Raw genomic sequence first — 19,018 nt, 5'->3', positions numbered from 1 at the left:
ATAGGGTTGGGGTTAGAAACCGCCCATGCCACCCATTCCAGGCATTCCGCCCATGCCACCCATACCTCCCATGCCCGGCATGCCGCCGCCCATGGCAGGCTCCTGAGACTTAGGCTCAGGTTTGTCGGTGACCATGCATGCAGTTGTGAGCAGCAAGGATGCTACGGAAGCTGCGTTGGTCAGCGCCTGCTTAGTTACGAGTACCGGATCGACAACACCTGCTTGAAGCAGATCTTCAAATGTGTCAGTCAGTCCGTTGTAGCCCATAGCGCCTTTAGATTCATAGATCTTCTCTGCGATCAGGTTGCCTTGCTTTCCGCAGTTGTTGGCAATCGCGGTTGCTGGGGCAAACGCCGCATCGCGGATGATCTGTACGCCGATTGCTTCCTCGTCAGTCAACTTCAGAGTGTTCAATGCATCCACACAGCGTAAGAGAGCAACGCCTCCTCCTGGAACGATCCCTTCGGCGACAGCCGCTCGCGTTGCGTGCAATGCATCTTCGACACGTGCTTTCTTCTCCTTGAGCTCTGTTTCAGTTGCTGCGCCGACGTTGACTACTGCAACACCTCCGACTAATTTAGCCAGGCGCTCTTCAAGCTTCTCTTTATCGTAGTTAGAGATATTCGGCTTGGAGAGTTCTCCTTTAACTTGAGCGACGCGCTCTTGAACTTTGCCATGGTCGCCCATGCCGTCGACGATTGTTGTCTCTTCTTTGGAAACTTTAATCGTTTTTGCTTGTCCAAGCACTTCAGGTCCTACATCTTCCAATTGCAGGCCAACCTCTTCGCTGACAACAGTCGCTCCTGTGAGGGTCGCAATATCTTGGAGCATCGCTTTGCGTCTATCGCCAAAGCCAGGAGCTTTCACTGCGCAGACAGGCAGTCCCCCTTTAAGCTTGTTGACAACCAATGTTGCCAATGCTTCCCCTTCGATATCCTCTGCAATGATCAAAAGCGGTTTAGGGCCTTTTTCCATCGCTTTTTCTAAAAATGCGACGAGTTCTTTAACTGCGGACAATTTTTTGTCTGTGATGAGGATAGAAGCGTTTTCCAGTTCCACAGTCATGTTTTCCCCATTTGTAATGAAATAAGGAGAAACAAACCCTTTGTCGAACTGCATTCCTTCGACAACGTCTAAAGTGGTATCGATCCCTTTGGCTTCAGCAACTGTGATGATGCCGTCTTTGCCCACTTTTTCCATCGCTTCGGCAATGATCGTGCCGATTTCCGGGTCGTTGTTAGCGGAGATGGTCGCAATTTGCTTCACTTCATCCGATGTTTTGACAGGTGTTGCAAGATTTTGCAAAGCTTCAGTCAATGTTTGCACTGCGAGGTCGATCCCGCGCTTCAAACTCATCGGGTTAGATCCGGCAGCCACATTTTTTGCGCCTTTTCTCACGATCTCTTCTGCTAAGACGATTGCTGTTGTCGTTCCATCTCCTGCCGTATCAGATGTTTTAGAAGCCACCTCTTTGACAAGCTGGGCGCCCATGTTTTCAAATTTATCCTTGAGGGCAATCTCTTTTGCAACGGTTACTCCATCTTTGGTTGAAGTGGGAGCGCCAAAGCTTTTGTTGATGACGACGTTGCGCCCTTTAGGGCCAAGTGTGACTTTAACTGCTTTGCTAAGCGTGTGGACTCCCTTAAGGATCGCTTTGAGTGCGTCTTCTTTAAATTTGAGTAATTTAGCCATGTGTCTTTTGCTCCTTATGATGAGAGGATTCCTAAAATGTCTTCTTGAGAAAGAATAAGATATTCATCCTCGCTGTTTTCGTCCACGTCTTTAACTTCGGTTCCCGCATAAGAGCTGAACAGAACGCAATCGCCTTCAGCAACATGCATCGCTTCCATCGTGCCGTTTTCATCCAGTTTCCCCGGTCCTACAGCGAGAACAGTGCCCTGCTTCGGCTTTTCCTGCGCAGAATCGGGCAGAAGGATTCCCCCTTTTGACGTTTCTGCTTTAGATCTTTTGATAAGAACACGGTTGCCTAACGGCTTGATTTTCATTTTGGTACTCATAGTGGCTTCTCCTCGTTGATGTTAGCCAAAATTTTAAGAGTTCAATGGATTTACGTCAACATATTAGCAGTTGATGAATTTAAGTGCCAGTTTTTAGCGGTACAATAAATACCGTTCCCGCTTTTGCTTAAATTGCTCCCTTTTCGCCCGGTCAAGCTCTTTTAGCCGCCATACGATATAGGGTTCTTCCTGCATTAAGCGCCACACCTCGTCTGTGCCGTTGACTTTGCTGAACATTTCTTTTCTGTGAGCCGTTTTCTGCATCGATTCCTTGAATTTTTTAGGATACAAGCTTTTAAGCATTCCAATAATCAGATATTGCGTGGTTACCGGAAGAAACTGACGGTCATCGGTAATCACGATCAAGACTCCGTGGCAATCTTGATCGGCATACAATCCGTAAAAAGGTTTGAAGTGGAAAGGATGAAAGCGCACTCCGGAAAAATGTTGAGCATTTAATTGCGAGGCGAAAGCGTCGGCGTCGATCCAGGGAGCTCCTATCATTTTAAAGGGAAGAGGATAGCCGATTCCAATGCTGACCATCGAGATCTCTCCAAGAATTCCTGTTGTCGGATAGTACCAGACTGAGTTGGCTTCGGGAATGTGCGGACTGGTGGGTACCCATGGCAGCTCGGTATCGCGAAAAGTCATTTCCCTTGTCCATCCCTGCATTGGAATCACTTCAAGGCGGCATCCGACCTTGTACTCTTCGTTAAAATAGCGTGCCAATTCTCCAACTGTCATTCCATGGCAGTAAGGAACATCGATATAGCCGACAAACGAACGCCACTGTTCTTTCATCATCGGCCCGTCGATGGTGATGCCGTTAATGGGATTGGGACGGTCCAGGACAATCACGCGGATGTTGTGTTTTGCTGCCTCTTCCATGGCGTAAAAAAGTGTGGAGATATAGGTATAGGAGCGCGATCCGATATCCTGGATATCGAAGATGAGAAGGTCGATGTGGGAAAGCATCTCTTTTGTCGGACGCTTGGTTTTGCCATGTAAACTGAAGATAGGGATTCCTTCAGGGCTGCGGCTGTCTTGAATCAAGGTATTGGCGTGCGATGCACCGGTCAGTCCGTGCTCAGGAGCAAAGAACGCAACAAGGGAAAAGCCTCCCTTTTTAGCGTGTTTTTTCAGCAGGTCGATGGTGCTGTCCATTTGTTTGTTGACTGCTGTGTGGTTTGTGATCAACCCAACCCGCTTCCCTTTCAATAAAGAATCGTACTTTCCACTGACTAATTGATCGATTCCAAGGGAAACTTTGGCAGACAAAGGAAGCAGAAAGCAGGTGAAAAAAACAAAGAGCAACTGTTTCAATTTAGAATCCATGGTTGACGTCTATTTTGACCTTGGAATCCGCTTTTTGTAAAGGAGCGATTCTGATATGCTGAATCCAATCTTAAAAACTTGCGATTTTGGTTAAGGAAGTTATGGAAGAGTCTCCCTATTTGGAAAATGCCAGACGGCTGATCGATCATGTTAAAGGACGTATGATTTCTGTTGAGGAACGCAGGGAGCTTGCGATCGAGTTAGCTGCATTGATGCTTAACGAAGCCAGACGGGTGCAAACCACTTCTGAGCACCGCATTCTTGCCCAGCTCGATCATATGATGGAAGATCCTGTAGGGAAAGTGTTTACAACAAGCATGACAGATGAATGCTTTCGCAGTAAACTTCCTGCCCGTGTTGCAGATCAAATGATCCATCTGATCAATAAATTCGGGATTCCAAAGTATCTTTCCTACTTTAGGCAGCTGCAGTTATTTGTGTTCAAGTGTTTGGGGCAGTCGATTCCTCAGGTTTTTGTACCGTTGGCGCGCCGCATGCTGCGAAAAGAGACGTCCCGTGTCATCCTTCCGGGAGAAAAGCGTCCTTTGTCCCGCTATATGGAAAAACGGAAGAAGGCAGGAGTTAGAGTGAACCTCAACCATTTGGGCGAGGCAATCCTTGGCGAAGAGGAAGCAAAGCGCAGGTTGGAAATCTACCTGGAAGATTTAGCGCGTCCTGAAGTGGAGTATATTTCGATCAAGATTTCAACCATTTGCAGCCAAATTAATTTGCTTTCCTGGGAGGAGACTTTAGAAGTTTTAGAGCCGAGATTGAAAAAACTCTATCGTCAGGCGATGACCCATTTTTATGTGCGGGCAAACGGCAAGCGGGTGCCGAAGTTTGTTAATCTCGATATGGAAGAGTATCGGGATCTGCACTTGACAGTGGAACTTTTTAGACGCGTGCTGGACGATCCGGAATTTTATCAACACTCTGCAGGAATTGTTCTGCAAAGTTACCTGCCTGATTCTTATCTCCTTCAACAGGAACTCACTGTTTGGGCAATGAAGAGGGTTGCAAATGGAGGGGCGCCGATTAAGATCCGCCTTGTCAAGGGAGCGAATTTGGCGATGGAGCAAGTGGAGGCGTCGCTCAAGGGGTGGGCGCAGGCTCCTTATACGAACAAAGTTGATGTGGATGCCAATTTTAAGCGGATGCTCGCTTATGCGTGCCAGCCTGATCATGCGAAAGCGGCGCGTGTCGGCGTGGGCAGTCATAATCTATTTGATATTGCTTATGCGATGCTGCTTCGATCGGAGACGGGGATGGAGGGATTTGTCGAATTTGAGATGCTCGAAGGGATGGCAGATCATATGCGGCGCGTTGTGCAGACGCTGAGCGGAGACATCCTTTTATATTGCCCTGCAGCCACGGAAAAAGAGTTTGTCCATGCTGTAGCCTATTTGGTGCGCCGGCTGGATGAAAACACAGCTCCGGAGAATTTCCTGCGCCATATTTTCGGCCTTTATCCCGATACCGAGGAGTGGCAATCCCAGGCAAACCATTTTTCTCTTGCGTGCCATGCTGCAAATGCTGTCAGTAAAAGTCCGAGGAGAACGCAGAACCGCTTTCATGAAGCGGCTTCGGTATCGATAGAGCTGCCCTTTCAGAATGAACCCGACACAGATTGGACGCTGCCACAGAACAGGAAATGGATCCAGCAAATTCTTCAGGGGTGGAAAAAAAAGGAGATTGCTCCGATTCCGCTTGTGGTTGCCGGTAGGGAAATTCCTCCTGACGACCACTGTTTCGGAGAAGGGGTAGATCCTTCCGTACCTGGGAAGGTGCTCTACCACTACGCTCTTGCTGATCAGGAACAGGCGGAAAAGGCTTTGCAGTGCGCTTCGGTCGCCGGAGCGAAATGGGATGAAGTTTCTCTTGAGGAAAGATGCAGCATTCTTTCCGAACTAGCCTCTTTGTTAAGGCAGAATCGGGGAGAACTGATTTGCGCCATGGTCGCAGATGCTGGAAAAATTGTTGAAGAGGCCGATGTTGAGGTGTCTGAGGCAATTGATTTTGTTGAATATTACATGCGGCAAGCTAAATTTTGGCATGAGATGTCCGATCTGCAATGGGCGCCTAAAGGAACAGTGCTTGTGGCTCCGCCGTGGAACTTCCCTTGCGCAATTCCTCTCGGCGGCGTTGTGGCTGCGCTTGTTACTGGCAACAGCGTGATTTTTAAACCTGCCAGAGAGACGGTGCTTGTTGCCTGGCTGCTTGCCAACTTATGTTGGGATGCAGGAATCAGCAAGGAAACGTTGCAGTTTATTTTATGCGAAGATGAGCCTGTCGGAAGCCGGTTGGTTCAAGACTCTCGCGTCGATACCGTGATTCTTACAGGAGCCACATCTACAGCTGAGCTGATGCTGAGGATGCGTCCCGGACTGGATTTAATGGCAGAGACTGGCGGCAAAAATGCGATGATTGTCACAGGGATGTCTGATCGCGACCTTGCGATCAAAGATACTGTACGTTCGGCTTTCGGCCACGCCGGTCAAAAATGCAGTGCGTGCAGTCTGTTGATCCTGGAGAAAGAAGTGTACGAGGACCGCAAGTTTTTGCAGACATTAAAGGATGCGGCGCAAAGTTTGCAAACGGGATCTGCATGGGACTTGTCAACAAAGATTAATCCCCTGATTAACGAACCGTCAGATAAACTTTTGGAAGGGTTGACCACTTTGGAAGAGGGAGAATCCTGGCTGCTTAAGCCGAGGCAGGATCCTAAGAATCCACGCCTGTGGTCTCCGGGAATTAAGCTGGGGGTTAAACAGGGCGGCAAAGCGTATCGGACGGAATATTTCGGCCCCGTTTTGAGTGTAATGTGCGCCGATGATCTGGAGCATGCGATTCGTTTAGTGAATGGAACCGGATATGGTTTGACGTCAGGTTTGCATTCACTCGATGAACGGGAAGAGAAGTTGTGGCGGGAAAAGGTGATTGCGGGCAACTTGTATGTCAACCGCACGATCACAGGAGCTATTGTGCAAAGGCAGCCGTTCGGCGGCTGTAAGAAGAGCGGTTTTGGCAAAGGGGCTAAAGCTGGAGGGCCAAACTACGTTTCGCAATTGATGAGAGCGGAACAAAAAGCACTGCCCTCTCATCGCACTGCGCTTGATAGCTCGATCAATGTTCTTGGGCTTTTCATTCAGAAATTTGAGTTGTCTTCTGAAAAAATGGAGATTTGGGAAGCTAGTGTGCAAAGTTACGCTTATCATTATAAGCACGATTTTTCTACAGCGGCCGATCCTAGTAAAATTGTTGGAGAGGATAATCTGTTTCAGTATGTTCCTCACGAGAAAGTTGTGCTGCGCGTACAGCCTCAAGATGAACTCATCGATACGATGCGGATTATTGCTGCCGCTGCGATTTGCCGCACACACTTAGAAGTCAGCGGAGACAGCAAAACTGTCCTGCAGATTTCTAAGGGAGATTGGGTGAATCTCTCATCAAAAGTGCATGTCATTTCGGAGTCGGAATCCAATTTTATCGACCGCGTGCTTAAAGGAGAAGTTGAGCGGATACGGCTGATTTCTGCTCCATCTTCAAGCTTAAGTCAGGCGCTTTCGGAAGCTTGTTGCCATGTGCACCTCTCCCAGGTAGTCGCTAATGGCCGTTTAGAGCTTCTTCACTATTTGAGAGAAGTCAGCTATAGCTGTGATTACCATCGCTATGGAAACTTAGGAATGCGTGAACATGAAGAGCGCGCACCCATTTTATAAGGATGAAAACAATGATGTATGCCGCTGGATTGAATGAACCGCAACAAGATGCTGTCAATACATTTAACGGGCCTTTACTTGTCTTGGCCGGCGCAGGTTCCGGAAAGACGCGCGTAGTGACTTACCGAATTGCTGCTCTTATCGAAAGTGGAGTGCCTGCTTCTCAAATCCTTGGACTCACATTCACAAACAAAGCTGCGGGGGAAATGCAGGAGAGGATCAGAAAGATCGCAAACAGCCACGTTCTCATCAGCACTTTCCATAGTTTAGGGGCAAGGATTTTGAGGGAGTCGATTCATGAGCTGGGATATCGCAGTGATTTTACCATTTATGACGAAGACGATGTGTTGAAATTGCTGAAAGCCTGTTTGGAAGAGCTGAAAATTCGGGATAAAAAAATGGAGCCCAAAGTGTTCCGATCGTTGATCTCCAAAGCGAAAAATCAGTTGCTGGGGCCGGATCAAGTGCAAAGCTCGCAGTCGAAAGATCCTGCCGACATGGCTTTGCCAATGGTTTATAGGAAATACCAAGAGAGGCTGAAAGAGTATAATGCCCTTGATTTTGACGATCTTCTTTTTCTTGTCGTGAAACTGTTTAGAGAGTGTCCGGAAGTGCTGAAAGGGTATCAAGACAGATGGTCTCATTTATTGATCGACGAGTATCAGGACACGAACCATGCGCAGTATGAAATTGTGTGCAAGCTTGTTGAACGTACGAAAAATCTTTGCGTTGTCGGAGATCCTGACCAATCGATCTACTCTTGGAGAGGAGCAAATATCCAGAATATTCTCAATTTTGAGAACGATTTTGCAGGCGCTAAAGTGGTGAGACTTGAACAAAATTATCGCAGCCGTGCCAATATCTTAGATGCGGCAAATCACTTGATCGGATTCAACCAGCAGCGTTTCGAAAAAAATTTATGGAGTGCGCTAGGGCCGGGAGAAAAGATTAAACATTACACCGGTGATTCCGATCGCAATGAATCGCAGTTTGTTGCAGATACGATCCGTTATTTCCACGAGGAAAAAGGGATCCCCTATCAGGAAATGGTCATTTTTTACAGGACCAATTTCCAATCGCGTGCATTTGAGGACCGTTTATTATCTTCTCGTATTCCTTACGTCATTGTTGGAGGAATTTCTTTTTACCAGCGGAAGGAAATCAAAGACGTGCTCGCCTTTTTACGAATGACTTATTCGGATTCAGACTTCATTTCTTTTCAACGGACGATTAATCTTCCCCGCCGTGGACTTGGGAATGCGACGATTGAAAAGATTCGTCTGGGAGCAACTCAGGAAGGGATGACGATTTTGGAATATTGCCAGGCATTGGTTGATGGCGGTGTTTCTTTGCGGATGACCACTAAGCAGAAAGAGGGGCTTGAGGGATACCTTTCCATGATTCGAAAATTGAAGCGGATCTATGCTGAATGTTCTCTCAAAGAGCTTGTCATCGCAGCTGTTGAAGAAACAGGTTATCTGAACCACTTATCTGAAGATCCGGAAACCGTTGACGACCGCAAAGCAAACCTGGATGAATTGAGGACAAAGGCAATGGAGTGGGAACAGGAGAGGGACAGCGCCGAACTTGCCGACTTTCTTGAAGAATTGTCCTTGAAATCGAGTCTTGATGAAGCTGACGCCGGCCTTGTTGATAGAGTGAATTTAATGACGATCCATAATGGAAAAGGGCTGGAATATACGCTTGTGTTCCTGGTCGGCATGGAAGAGGACCTTTTTCCTCATGCTAACTCCAGGGGCAGTCAAGAAGCGCTTGAAGAGGAGAGGCGTTTGTGCTATGTCGGCATGACACGAGCCAAAGAGTATCTTTATATTACAGATGCCCGTTTCCGTTATTTGTGGGGGCAGGCGCGTACGCAGAGGCCTAGCCGTTTTCTCAAAGAAATTCCTATCGAACATCTGCAAAGGGTGCGTGATGGGATAACGATTGGGGGCTCTTCAATGATGCAAACATCTGAAATGGAAACAGAATTTGAGTCCGGGGATGCCGTGTTTCATCAGGAATTTGGTGTTGGTGTTGTTCAGCAAGTGTATGATAGTTCGGTCGGGATGATCTACAAAGTGCTGTTCTCTAGTGATTGCCAGGTTAAAGATCTTGCAGCGCGTTATTCACATTTAACGAGATTGTGATGATTTCTACTGTTCAAAAAATCGATGGATGTATTACATTTTACACAGTCTAAGATTCTTTATTGATCTTTCAGTGACGAAAATAAAATTTGGAAAAAATCCTCTCAAGGCTGTAGTCTAAGATGGTTTTTTCTATTTGGTAACAAAAATGGAGTTCACAATGAAACATTTGAAAAATTTAGTACTTTTTGTACTGTTGGCCTCCGCTCAGTTTGCTTATTCCGATGAAGCATGCGATGCATGCGATCCATGCTACATGGGTACGGAATGTGATCTGTGCAACATCAGCTTATGCGATATGGAATTTGAGTTGTATGCTGATGCGCTTTACTGGCATAACGATCTTTCTCTAATTACAAATGATGGAAGAAAAGATGGATTAAACGATGGAAAAACCGATCACGATTACAATTGGGGTTGGAGAATCGGAGCTTCCGCCTACTGGAATTCTTGGGATATCGGTTTCCGCTACACTTCTTTTTCTTCAACAGCGAAGAGAGATGTTCAATTTGGAGAAAGCTCTGTCGTGGCGGCAAGTGAATTCGATTACGATGTGTTCGATGTTGAGCTTGGCCGTGCGTGCTGCATCTGTGAAGGCATTCTCTTCAGGCCTTTCTTCGGTGGAAAATTTGCACGAATCAAAGTAGACATTAGAAACATTGAGTTTATTTTCGACAAAGGGTTAGACCGTAAGCTAAAATTGGATGGATGCGGTCTTTACGTTGGTTTCGACAACCGCTGGCAGATCTGCAGCTTCAATGTTTGCGATCGCAGCATTCCAGTTGCATTAGTTTCCCGTTTCAGCACAGGTGTTCTTGATGGAGACTTTAAATACAGTGTAGGAGAAGAGGTAGGAGAAGAGGGTTCTGCTAAAGATTGCCAATTTATTCCTGTGCACGAATTGTATGCAGGTCTTGAGTTTAGAATGTGCGGCCTTTGCAATGCCGATGCGTTTGTCCAAGTCGGTTATGAAGTTCAGTACTGGGGTTGGAGAGGAGAACTAGTACGGGCAATCGATAGCCTTGCTCACCTAGGTATTGGAGGTCTTGTTCTCCGTCTAGGCGCGAATTTCTAAATCTTTCTTTCATTAAAGGCGATCCGGAAGAGATCGCCTTTATCATTAAAAAGCATTTAATTTTTGATTGGACTGATGATGAAAATTCTAAAGAATCTTGTTTTTGGCATCCTTTTAACATCTGCCCACTTTACGCATGCTTTTGATGGCTATGATCATTGTGATCCTTGCTATGATCAGAATACATGCGATTTTCTCTGCGTTGATTTTTGCAACATGGAATTTTCTGTGTATGCCGACGCCTTGTTTTGGCATCTTCACAGTACGGATCTTGTTCTTGGAGATGGAAGTTTCGATAAATTAACTCCAGGGAATGATTGGGGATGGAGAGTTGGCGGTTCAGCACGCTGGAATGTATGGGATCTTAGTCTGCGCTACACCTCTTTTCGTTCTAAAGCAGATAAAGAGGCACATTTTGATCAGGTGCCGATAGTGGCGAAATATGCATTTGATTATCGCGTATTTGATGCTGAGTTAGGGGCTTCTTGCTGTATTTGCGATGGCCTTTTATTTCGGCCCTTCTTAGGGGTGAAATTCGCCAACATTGACGTGACAGATGACCATGTTAGCGAACTTGAAAGGGATTTTACTCAAGGACTTGATGGCAGCGGGCTTTATATTGGTGCCAGCAGCCATTGGAAGTTGTGCAGCTTTAATGCGTGCGGTTGCTGCATTCCTGTTGCTTTTGTTTGTCGTATGAGTACAGGTATTTTAGATAGTGATTTTACACGGACAGAACCTCCAGCTCCTACTGAAAAGGAGAGACGTGAATCCAAGGCATTTCGGTTTATTCCAGTCCATGAAGTCTATGCCGGGCTGGAATTTAGAATGTGTGTTCTTTGCGATGCCGATGCGTTTTTCCAGATTGGTTACGAAGCTCAGTACTGGGGATGGAAAGGGATTGCTGAAGATGCATTGAGCCATGCATATTTAGGTGTTGGAGGCCTTGTTCTTCGTTTAGGCGCAAATTTCTAAATTTTTTTCATGCGGTCAGTTTCTGACCGCTCCTTTTTCTATAAAAAAAAATCTTAATCACTTATAAAAAATATCTAAACAAATATAGACGTATCAAATTGTAATGGCGGCAACAACTACCAATGTCCAAACAAGAAACTGGGGACGTGCTTGGGAAACAACCTGGCTCAGTTTATTTTCAACGATCGCTTTGCTTGCCACAGCGCCAATGATGGTGCTTTATTGCTACATTGCTTGCGTCCGCTTCAGAGGTTCTTTGATCGGGCCCGCTTATGCGTTAGCATCCGGGGCTGTTTCTCTTGATTCACTGTTTCCCTCTTTCGAAGTGGGCATTTTTGCGTTGTATTTAGGGTGGTTTGCGTTTCAATTGCTCCTCTATCTCGGGTTGCCGGATCTTCTCCATCGCATTCTTCCCCGCTATCGCGGAGGGCGCCAAGAGGGGGCGGTCACTCCGGCAGGCAAACAGCTTGTTTATCAAATCAATGGCTTGCAAGCGTGGTTAATCTCACATCTCTTTTTCGGGATTGGCGCTTATGTTTTGGGATGGTTTTCTCCAAGTATCATTGCGGAGAACTGGGGAGGGTTTTTGATCGTAACCAACGTGATGGGGTATTTAACAGCGATTTTCGTCTATGTGAAGGCTTACCGTTTTCCTTCCAATGCAGAAGATCGGAAATTCAGTGGAAATCCTTTGTACGATTTTTTCATGGGAATCGAGTTCAATCCCCGCATCGGAAAATTTGACTTCAAACTCTTTTTCAATGGACGTCCCGGGATCATTGCTTGGACGTTAATCAACTGGTCATTTGCTGCAAAGCAATATGCGGATTTGGGATATTTACCTAATTCAATGCTCCTTGTCAATGTGCTTCAAGCCATCTATGTGTTGGATTTTTTCTGGCACGAGACTTGGTATTTGAAAACCATCGACATTTGCCACGATCATTTTGGCTGGATGCTTTCCTGGGGTGATCTCGTTTGGCTGCCGTATATGTATACTTTGCAAGGGTTGTATCTTCTGTATCATCCCGTCGACTTATCAACAGGGTTTGCTCTTTTTGTTTTGACGCTGGGAGTTGTCGGATATGCGATTTTTCGTTCTGCAAATCATCAAAAAGACCATTTTCGCAGAGTCCAGGGAAAAGAGCCGATTTGGGGGAAAATGCCGGAGTTTATCTCTTGTCAGTATACAGCAGCAGACGGTTCTCTTCACCACACGAAGCTCTTGCTTTCAGGTTGGTGGGGCAGGGCGCGCCATATGAACTATACCGGAGATTTGATGCTGTCGCTTGCCTATTGTTTGGCTTGCGGTTTTTCCCATCTTTTGCCCTATTTTTACTTTGTGTACATGACAATTCTATTGGTTAACCGCTGCTACCGTGATGAGCACCGTTGTGAAAATAAATATGGAGACGCTTGGAGAAAGTATTGCCGCCGCGTTCCTTACCGCTTAATTCCCGGCATTTATTGATGTTGAGATGTACTTCTCCACCAGATACTCTTTGATCGCTGTCGGCCCCCCTTCACGGCCGAAACCGGAGGATTTGATTCCCCCAAATGAGGCTTGATAAGTGCTGGGAAGAGGGTCGTTGACCCCGACAATGCCATATTGAAGAGCCGAGGCTACTCGTTTGCAGCGCGATAAATCTTGTGAAAAAAAGTAGGAGGCTAAGCCAAATGGGGTATCGTTTGCCATTTCTACTCCTTCTCGTTCGGTTGAAAAAGGGATGACAGCCGCTACTGGGCCGAATGTCTCTTCTTTGTAAATCAGCATGTCGCTCGTCACCTGGCTGAGGATGCAAGGCTCGTAAGGGAAGCTTCCTTGCAAAATAATTTCAGCTCCCTTTTCTTGTGCGTCGGCAATGTGCTTTTTGACCTTTGATTCAGCTGTTGGATGTAGAATGGGTGACAAATCGGACTGAGGATCCAGGGGATCGCCGACTTTCAATTTTGCCGTCTCTTCGGCAAATTTATCGAGAAAAGCGTTGTAAATGCTTTTTTGCACAAAAATGCGATTAGGGCAAACGCAGGTTTGGCCGTTGTTGCGGAATTTTGAAGCAATTGTTCCTGCGACGGCAATGTCGATGTTTGCATCGTCGAAGACCAGAAGAGGAGCGTGCCCTCCCAATTCCATTGTCAGCTTTTTCAATGTGTCTGCTGATTTGCGGTAAAGATATTTCCCCGTCTCAGTGCTTCCGGTGAATGAAAGCTTGCGTATATCGGATGAGGCGAGCAAGACCTTGCCGATGATCTCTTCCGGACCAGGAATGATATTGACAACCCCTTCCGGAAGGTTAGCTGCTTGGCATAGGTAAGCAAATAGCAGCATGGAAATAGGGCTTTCTCTGCTGGGTTTGTTGATGATTGTGCAGCCGGCAGCAAGTGCTGCGGCAATTTTTCTTCCTGCCATTGCAATCGGGAAATTCCATGGGGTAATCGCAGCGCAGATCCCTACAGGCTCGTACTGAATTGTCAGCTCTTTGGCAGGAAATTGGGACGGGATCGTCATGCCGTATATTCTTTCCGCTTCGCTGGCAAACCAATGAAAATAGCCTGCTGTGTAGCTCACTTCCCCTTTGCCTTGAGTGATCGGCTTGCCCATCTCATGCGCCATTAGATTGGCGAAAGTGCTGCTGTTTTCTAAGAGCAAGTCTCCGATTTTGCGCAAAAGACGCCCTCTTTCCGGTGCGGGAGTGTTTTTCCACATGGGAAAAGCTTTTTTAGCCGTGGTTATTGCATGTTTGACATCCTGTTCATTAGCAGGGATGTAGCTTTTCCATTTTTCTTTTGTATAAGGACTGATGAGATCTTCAGTTAAGGCATGGCGGCAGGGAGAAAAGCTTCCTCCCACAAAAAAGCCGATTGCAGGCTGGTCTAAAAATTGAGCAATGTTCATAAATTCCTTCCTAGTTGAAGGGGCCGCCTTAAGTTTCCGGTGACCGCCTCTTCTATCGATGGCCAAAGGCGCGATGCTGAACAGGTGCCTTCATACCACTCTTTCAACTCTTTATTGGTGTTGGCAAGGAGACTGTGTTGATCAATATGATCAAATTCTTTATTCAATGTCTTGATGATTTTGGCTCTTAATTTTTGAATTTTTTTGTAGAGTTTCCGTCCTCTTTGGATCACTAGAGGGTCGGAGATCTTCCTATATGCAGCTAAATCTCTAATTTTGACGGATTCATTTTTCAGAGAAGCCTCAACGACACGCCGATAGAAATTCATCGTTAGATGGGAGCTCAATTTCGATTGTTGCATGATGTGCAGGTAAACATTTAGATGCCCTTGCGCAACCTCATACGCAAGGTCTTCCAGTAGGCGGAAATCGAAGGCTGTTGGTTGCAGTGAGTGTGTGTACTTGAGCTCGCCGTCCATGTTGAACATCAGGCGATTAAGGGAAAAATTTGCAGGGCAAACGGATTCCTTGCCCCACCATTTAAAGAGGTTGGAGATTGGGTCCAGGATCGAAAGGTCGCTTTCAACCAAAGGCTGATTTTCGGGACTTTCCCATTGATTTTCGGAAATGGCCGGTGTCAGCCTTTCAATGATGGCAAAGCGCCCGTCTGGAGAAATCTCCTTGATCTCAGGCATTTTTATTCCCCATTGAAATTCATTTGCCACCTTCTGTTTGATTGACCAGTAGGCCCGGTTCATTCCAACGGCGATGACATGATCCTCGTTTCCTTCAATCTCGAAAATTAGCGTTGAATCAAACCCTTCGCTCTTGACGCCGATCGCTTCTCCCAGTCGATAAGTATGGCTGCCGCTTTTCAGCTCATCTCCCGGTTGCAGAGCAGCTCTCCAAGAGAGATGTTTCTCTTCCTTCATCCGTAGAAGTTCCAGATTGTTTTGCAGCAAGCGGACTTTTAGCTCGATCAAGCTGCCTCCAAATGAAGGCTTATTTGTCAACACTCTTAGACAGTCGATAAACAGATCGACAGGAATGTTTTCTTTCTTTTTATTTAGGATCTTAATCCATTTTTCCAGCTCGTGCTGTTCATTTGACGAAAGATCTTCTTTCCTCGCAAGTTTTTTGAAAAGAGCGAGAGGAAGCGGGCTGTGCAGATACCCTTCCAAATCGATCAGTAATTGCGTTTCCCGCAAGAGAACTTCCCCTTGGCCATAGGAGAAGGGGAGTTCTCCCCGTTCGATTGAATCCGGATAGTAAGTTTGGAATAAGGAGGTGATTTTCTCGTTCTGTTTTTTTCCCGCAATAGATGAAAGAGGAGCCGTTGCACGGGTCCACCGCCTGACGTTTTTGCGAAGGGCATGCACTTCATTCTCATCCACTTCTTCTTCTCGAATCCTTTTTTCTAGGTAATCTTGATAGGCAGCGGCGTTTTCGATCACTTGCGGCAGCTTTTTGGAAAAGATTTTTTCCATTTTTTGCATGATTTTGATCAAACGTTTGGTTTTAAGATCTTTTCCAGTGAGGAATTGGACTGCCAGATAAAACCATTTCCACAAACGTCCCCATCCGTAGCTGGAGTGATAGACACGTTGGGAGATCAGGCTGGGAACAAGCGCCGGCTCTCCCGATTTTTTAGATTGGCAGGCAGAGTAGATTTCCTGAAGATTGCAAGCGGTCAACGTGGCCGGTTCGTTTTGATTCTAGGTGATATACGGTTTAAGTATTTTCGCGTTTCCGGATCAATATAGCGCTCGTCTCCAAAGATATTGAAGTCAGACTCGGTATCAGGCTTATACAAGGCCTCTCCTTGCCGTTTGAACGTAATGAAATTTCGGCTTTGAAAATAGTATTCGTTCCGTTTGCGCCAACAAGGGCCTTCGCAATCAAAGCCATCGGAGGCTATGTAGCTGGCAATTCCCTGCTTTAGGGAGATCATTCCGACGGAGTCGAGCTTGACGTAATGGTTGTAAAAACTCTTAAAATAAATGTAGACCTCAAGGTCTGACGCGGTAAAAGGGAAGGTTCCCAAATCGCGATAGATAATAGCGTTTCCGTTGATCCGTTCGAGAAACTCATCGACGAGATCGACCAGCAGCGCTCGTGCTTCCCAAATATCGAGGACATCCATTGATGAGAAGTCGAGGCGGATGCGGTTAATTTTGTTGTTGTAGTAAACGACAGAGTCTTCTAATTGCAGATGTTTTTGAAATCTGAGTTTTTCGCTGTAGGTTAGAATTTGACGGGAAACTTCCGTTGCGTCAATGGCTTTTTCCATTTTAGGTGGTTGGGAAGTGCCGCAACCGCAAAAGGCGGCGATGATCAGCAGCAGCCCTAAATATCGAGTCATTCCAAACGCCTCGTTCTGATATAGTGAACTTTCCATACTATTTTTTCGGGAGATATTTGCAAAGCAAAATTCCGAAGTTGTATGATCTCTTCCTTATGAAAATCGTTGGCGATAAATTTGACATTTCAATTAGATCACTAGGAACTCATGGCGAGGGCGTTGGAGACCTCGACGGCTTTACCCTTTTTGTCGATGGTGCACTTCCCGGGGAAAGAGTTTTCGTTGAGCTGACTGCAGTGAAGAAAACTTACGGTGTCGGTAAACTTCTTCGCATCCTTGAACGGTCTCCCGATAGGGTTGATCCGGTCTGTCCTCTGTTTGGGCGCTGCGGCGGTTGCCAGGTGATGCATTTGAACTATTCGTCTCAACTAGAGAGGAAAAGGCAGAGGGTGGTCGATGCCTTTGAACGGATCGGCAAGTTAATGGATGTGGAGGTCCTCCCTTGCGTCCCTTCGCCTTTGCCTTTGAAATATCGCAATAAGGTGCAAGCGCCCATTCGTCAGAAAAAAGAGGGATTAAGCATTGGTTTTTATGCCCGCAACTCCCACCATTTAGTCGATGTCGACCTGTGCTACATTCATTGCGCATTAGGACAGCGTGTGTATGAGAGAAGCGTCGCTTTGCTCAAAAGTTCTGGCATTTCCAAAGAAAAGCTGCGCCATTTAATCATTAAAACAGCTGTGAAAACAGAGCAAGCTCTTGTTGTGATCGTCACCGGAACAGATCAAAAAAAATCTTTAGCTCGTTTGGCGGAAGAGATCCAGCGCCAATGTCCTGAGGTCAAGGGTGTGATCCAGAATGTGAATCCCCATTTGCATAATGTTGTCTTGGGAAAAACGTTTGAAGTGTTATCCGGACAAGGATGGATGGAAGAAGAGATTTTAGATCTCCGTTTTTATGTGTCTCCTGCTTCTTTTTTCCAAGTCAATCCGGCGCAAGCTGAGCAATTGTATCGTCAGGTGATCGATTGGGCAGAGCTTAAAGGAGGGGAGAGGGTTCTGGATGCTTATTGCGGAGTGGGAACGCTGTCTCTTTTGTTAGCGCGGAAAGCCGGCAGAGTCGTTGGTGTTGAATGTGTTCCGCAGGCGATTGCAGACGCGGAAAGAAACGCTAGTCTCAATTGCCTTGCTAATGTTTCGTTTGTCTGTGCCGAGGCAGAAAAATGGATTCAATCCGCAGAGAGAATGGACCTTGTTGTCTTAAATCCTCCTCGAAAAGGGTGCCATCCTGAGATGATCAAAGCGATAGGCAAGATGCGCCCGACTCGGTTGATCTATGTTTCCTGCGACCCTGCGACATTGGCGCGTGACCTTGCAATGCTTCAGGAATCGGGTTATAAAATCGATGGCGCTTGCCCTTTTGACATGTTTCCTCAAACGGCGCATGTAGAGACTGTCGTTAAACTGTCAACGAAGCTTTAATGACATTAAATTGTTCTTCACTTTGGACAAAGCCGGGTCCGCGGCACTTCCGTCCGGTTAACACAACTTCTTTGACTGTTTCATCGACGTTACCCTGGGTGATCTTCTCCTGCTTTTGCAGATTTCTGAGAGTGAGGACAGAGATAAGCGTTCCTGTGCGGCCAACTCCTGCTCGGCAATGGACTAAAGGGATTTTACCGTCCGTCATCTTTTCATCAATGGTGTCGACCAGCAGGTTTAATGTATCTATGCTGGCGCCGTCGAAGTCTTTCCAAGAATCGAAATGGAGCCTTTGAACTTCCTTTCCCGTTCCCTTAATTGTCACTTTGTATGTGTAAAGTGTGAAATGCTCTTTGATCTGTTCTGTTTTTGTGAGCTCCACAGAGCAATCTTCAAGAGATTCTCTTCCTTTGTCAGAGTGGTAATAGACGATAGTGAAATCTGAGCGGGTCATGAGGTTGTCTTCAGAAGTTGTGAGATCGACGATTAAACAGTTGTTTTCAAAGGCGGCCTGCCAAAAACTCTCAAAGTCTTCAAGAACGGGGGCTTGAGCTGATAGATACGTATTGCCGTCAGGCATCTGAATCCAGTTAGCGTGGATGGCTTTGCCGTTGATTTGCAATGCAGTGTGTTCTGGACATCGAATATTGGAGAATCTTCCTGAAGGTTTATCGGTATATTGGAATGTAAGTGTATTTGTTTCAGTTTCTATTGCATCAAAATCTATAGAAATTTTCAAAGGTTCGTTTGTATTTTTCTGAGATCCAATGGAGGCATCTTTTTGTTCTTCCGTCTTTTTTTGCAAATCATTGAGGTTTTGTTGTTTGATCTGCGTGACTTTGCGATAGGCCCAGTAGGTGTAAAGCCCTGTCGCAATTCCTAATGTAAAGGGAATGCTCAAGGCAAGCAGCATAATGCCAAGGATGCGTCTACATATTGTCGGCTCATCGCGGCTGTCTATTTTTTTCTTTTGCCAAGGGTGGAAAATGTGATCAGAATCAAATAAAATTGAAAAAGTAGATTTCATATCAAAAATGTTTTTGTTTGTTAGAGAAAATTATTACATA

Annotated in this window: 13 protein-coding genes; 6 read left to right on the top strand and 7 right to left on the bottom strand. The window is 46.2% G+C overall.

What is annotated here, in order from left to right; translation table 11 throughout:
* Nucleotides 1-12 precede the first annotated feature (12 nt).
* From groL to WCW_RS08870, 3 genes are all read right to left on the bottom strand, one after another.
* Nucleotides 13-1,692: a chaperonin GroEL gene (gene groL / locus WCW_RS08880; RefSeq protein ID WP_013182888.1), complete on the bottom strand. Its 1,680-nt coding sequence runs from the start codon at nucleotides 1,690-1,692 to the stop codon at nucleotides 13-15.
* A gap of 14 nt (nucleotides 1,693-1,706) precedes the next feature.
* Nucleotides 1,707-2,018 carry a co-chaperone GroES gene (locus tag WCW_RS08875; protein ID WP_013182887.1) on the bottom strand — a complete coding sequence of 104 codons (312 nt, stop codon included), beginning with the start codon at nucleotides 2,016-2,018 and terminating at the stop codon, nucleotides 1,707-1,709.
* A gap of 93 nt (nucleotides 2,019-2,111) precedes the next feature.
* Nucleotides 2,112-3,353 (bottom strand): exo-beta-N-acetylmuramidase NamZ family protein, encoded by a 1,242-nt coding sequence (locus WCW_RS08870; RefSeq protein ID WP_013182886.1) that lies wholly within the window; start codon nucleotides 3,351-3,353, stop codon nucleotides 2,112-2,114.
* Nucleotides 3,354-3,454: 101 nt separating this feature from the next.
* On the opposite strand from WCW_RS08870, the gene WCW_RS08865 reads away from it, so the two are divergent.
* From WCW_RS08865 to WCW_RS08845, 5 genes are all read left to right on the top strand, one after another.
* The gene (locus WCW_RS08865; RefSeq protein ID WP_013182885.1) at nucleotides 3,455-7,072 is read left to right on the top strand and encodes a bifunctional proline dehydrogenase/L-glutamate gamma-semialdehyde dehydrogenase; all 3,618 of its coding nucleotides are present in this window, start codon (nucleotides 3,455-3,457) and stop codon (nucleotides 7,070-7,072) included.
* A 14-nt stretch (nucleotides 7,073-7,086) separates the two neighbouring features.
* Nucleotides 7,087-9,222, top strand: coding sequence for an ATP-dependent helicase (locus tag WCW_RS08860; RefSeq protein WP_041941944.1), 2,136 nt, complete (start codon nucleotides 7,087-7,089; stop codon nucleotides 9,220-9,222).
* Between the two features lie 160 nt (nucleotides 9,223-9,382).
* Complete coding sequence (locus WCW_RS08855; protein ID WP_013182883.1) at nucleotides 9,383-10,297, top strand: Lpg1974 family pore-forming outer membrane protein; 915 nt, start codon at nucleotides 9,383-9,385, stop codon at nucleotides 10,295-10,297.
* Between the two features lie 75 nt (nucleotides 10,298-10,372).
* The gene (locus WCW_RS08850; RefSeq protein WP_013182882.1) at nucleotides 10,373-11,272 is read left to right on the top strand and encodes an Lpg1974 family pore-forming outer membrane protein; all 900 of its coding nucleotides are present in this window, start codon (nucleotides 10,373-10,375) and stop codon (nucleotides 11,270-11,272) included.
* Between the two features lie 103 nt (nucleotides 11,273-11,375).
* The gene (locus tag WCW_RS08845) at nucleotides 11,376-12,743 is read left to right on the top strand and encodes a phosphatidylethanolamine N-methyltransferase family domain-containing protein (RefSeq protein WP_013182881.1); all 1,368 of its coding nucleotides are present in this window, start codon (nucleotides 11,376-11,378) and stop codon (nucleotides 12,741-12,743) included.
* On the opposite strand, the gene WCW_RS08840 is transcribed toward WCW_RS08845, so the two are convergent.
* The 3 genes from WCW_RS08840 to WCW_RS08830 are packed head-to-tail and all read right to left on the bottom strand — an operon-like array spanning nucleotide 12,723 to nucleotide 16,530.
* Complete coding sequence (locus tag WCW_RS08840; RefSeq protein WP_013182880.1) at nucleotides 12,723-14,168, bottom strand: NAD-dependent succinate-semialdehyde dehydrogenase; 1,446 nt, start codon at nucleotides 14,166-14,168, stop codon at nucleotides 12,723-12,725. The two genes, WCW_RS08845 and WCW_RS08840, sit on opposite strands and share 21 nt — an antisense overlap.
* A complete protein-coding gene (locus WCW_RS08835) occupies nucleotides 14,165-15,862 on the bottom strand; it encodes a hypothetical protein (RefSeq protein WP_013182879.1) in 1,698 nt (565 codons plus the stop codon). Before WCW_RS08835 ends, WCW_RS08840 begins: the two co-directional genes overlap by 4 nt.
* The gene (locus WCW_RS08830; protein ID WP_013182878.1) at nucleotides 15,859-16,530 is read right to left on the bottom strand and encodes a hypothetical protein; all 672 of its coding nucleotides are present in this window, start codon (nucleotides 16,528-16,530) and stop codon (nucleotides 15,859-15,861) included. The genes WCW_RS08835 and WCW_RS08830 overlap by 4 nt, the downstream gene beginning before the upstream one ends.
* 56 nt (nucleotides 16,531-16,586) lie before the next feature.
* On the opposite strand from WCW_RS08830, the gene rlmD reads away from it, so the two are divergent.
* A complete protein-coding gene (rlmD, locus tag WCW_RS08825) occupies nucleotides 16,587-17,951 on the top strand; it encodes a 23S rRNA (uracil(1939)-C(5))-methyltransferase RlmD (RefSeq protein WP_227738810.1) in 1,365 nt (454 codons plus the stop codon).
* Here the strand turns inward: rlmD and WCW_RS08820 are convergent.
* Nucleotides 17,929-18,978 carry a protein-tyrosine phosphatase family protein gene (locus WCW_RS08820; protein WP_013182876.1) on the bottom strand — a complete coding sequence of 350 codons (1,050 nt, stop codon included), beginning with the start codon at nucleotides 18,976-18,978 and terminating at the stop codon, nucleotides 17,929-17,931. The two genes, rlmD and WCW_RS08820, sit on opposite strands and share 23 nt — an antisense overlap.
* Nucleotides 18,979-19,018 lie beyond the last annotated feature (40 nt).

This window comes from Waddlia chondrophila WSU 86-1044, assembly GCF_000092785.1.
GTDB classification, from domain to species: Bacteria; Chlamydiota; Chlamydiia; order Chlamydiales; family Waddliaceae; genus Waddlia; species Waddlia chondrophila.
Note: the sequence above shows the minus strand (reverse complement) of the source record. Positions and strands in the feature narration are given on the sequence as shown.

Coding starts and splice junctions, on each gene's coding strand:
- groL (WP_013182888.1), bottom strand. CDS start 1,692: ATGGCTAAATTACTCAAATTTAAAGAAGACGCACTCAAAGCGATCCTT.
- WCW_RS08875 (WP_013182887.1), bottom strand. CDS start 2,018: ATGAGTACCAAAATGAAAATCAAGCCGTTAGGCAACCGTGTTCTTATC.
- WCW_RS08870 (WP_013182886.1), bottom strand. CDS start 3,353: ATGGATTCTAAATTGAAACAGTTGCTCTTTGTTTTTTTCACCTGCTTT.
- WCW_RS08865 (WP_013182885.1), top strand. CDS start 3,455: ATGGAAGAGTCTCCCTATTTGGAAAATGCCAGACGGCTGATCGATCAT.
- WCW_RS08860 (WP_041941944.1), top strand. CDS start 7,087: ATGTATGCCGCTGGATTGAATGAACCGCAACAAGATGCTGTCAATACA.
- WCW_RS08855 (WP_013182883.1), top strand. CDS start 9,383: ATGAAACATTTGAAAAATTTAGTACTTTTTGTACTGTTGGCCTCCGCT.
- WCW_RS08850 (WP_013182882.1), top strand. CDS start 10,373: ATGATGAAAATTCTAAAGAATCTTGTTTTTGGCATCCTTTTAACATCT.
- WCW_RS08845 (WP_013182881.1), top strand. CDS start 11,376: ATGGCGGCAACAACTACCAATGTCCAAACAAGAAACTGGGGACGTGCT.
- WCW_RS08840 (WP_013182880.1), bottom strand. CDS start 14,168: ATGAACATTGCTCAATTTTTAGACCAGCCTGCAATCGGCTTTTTTGTG.
- WCW_RS08830 (WP_013182878.1), bottom strand. CDS start 16,530: ATGACTCGATATTTAGGGCTGCTGCTGATCATCGCCGCCTTTTGCGGT.
- WCW_RS08820 (WP_013182876.1), bottom strand. CDS start 18,978: ATGAAATCTACTTTTTCAATTTTATTTGATTCTGATCACATTTTCCAC.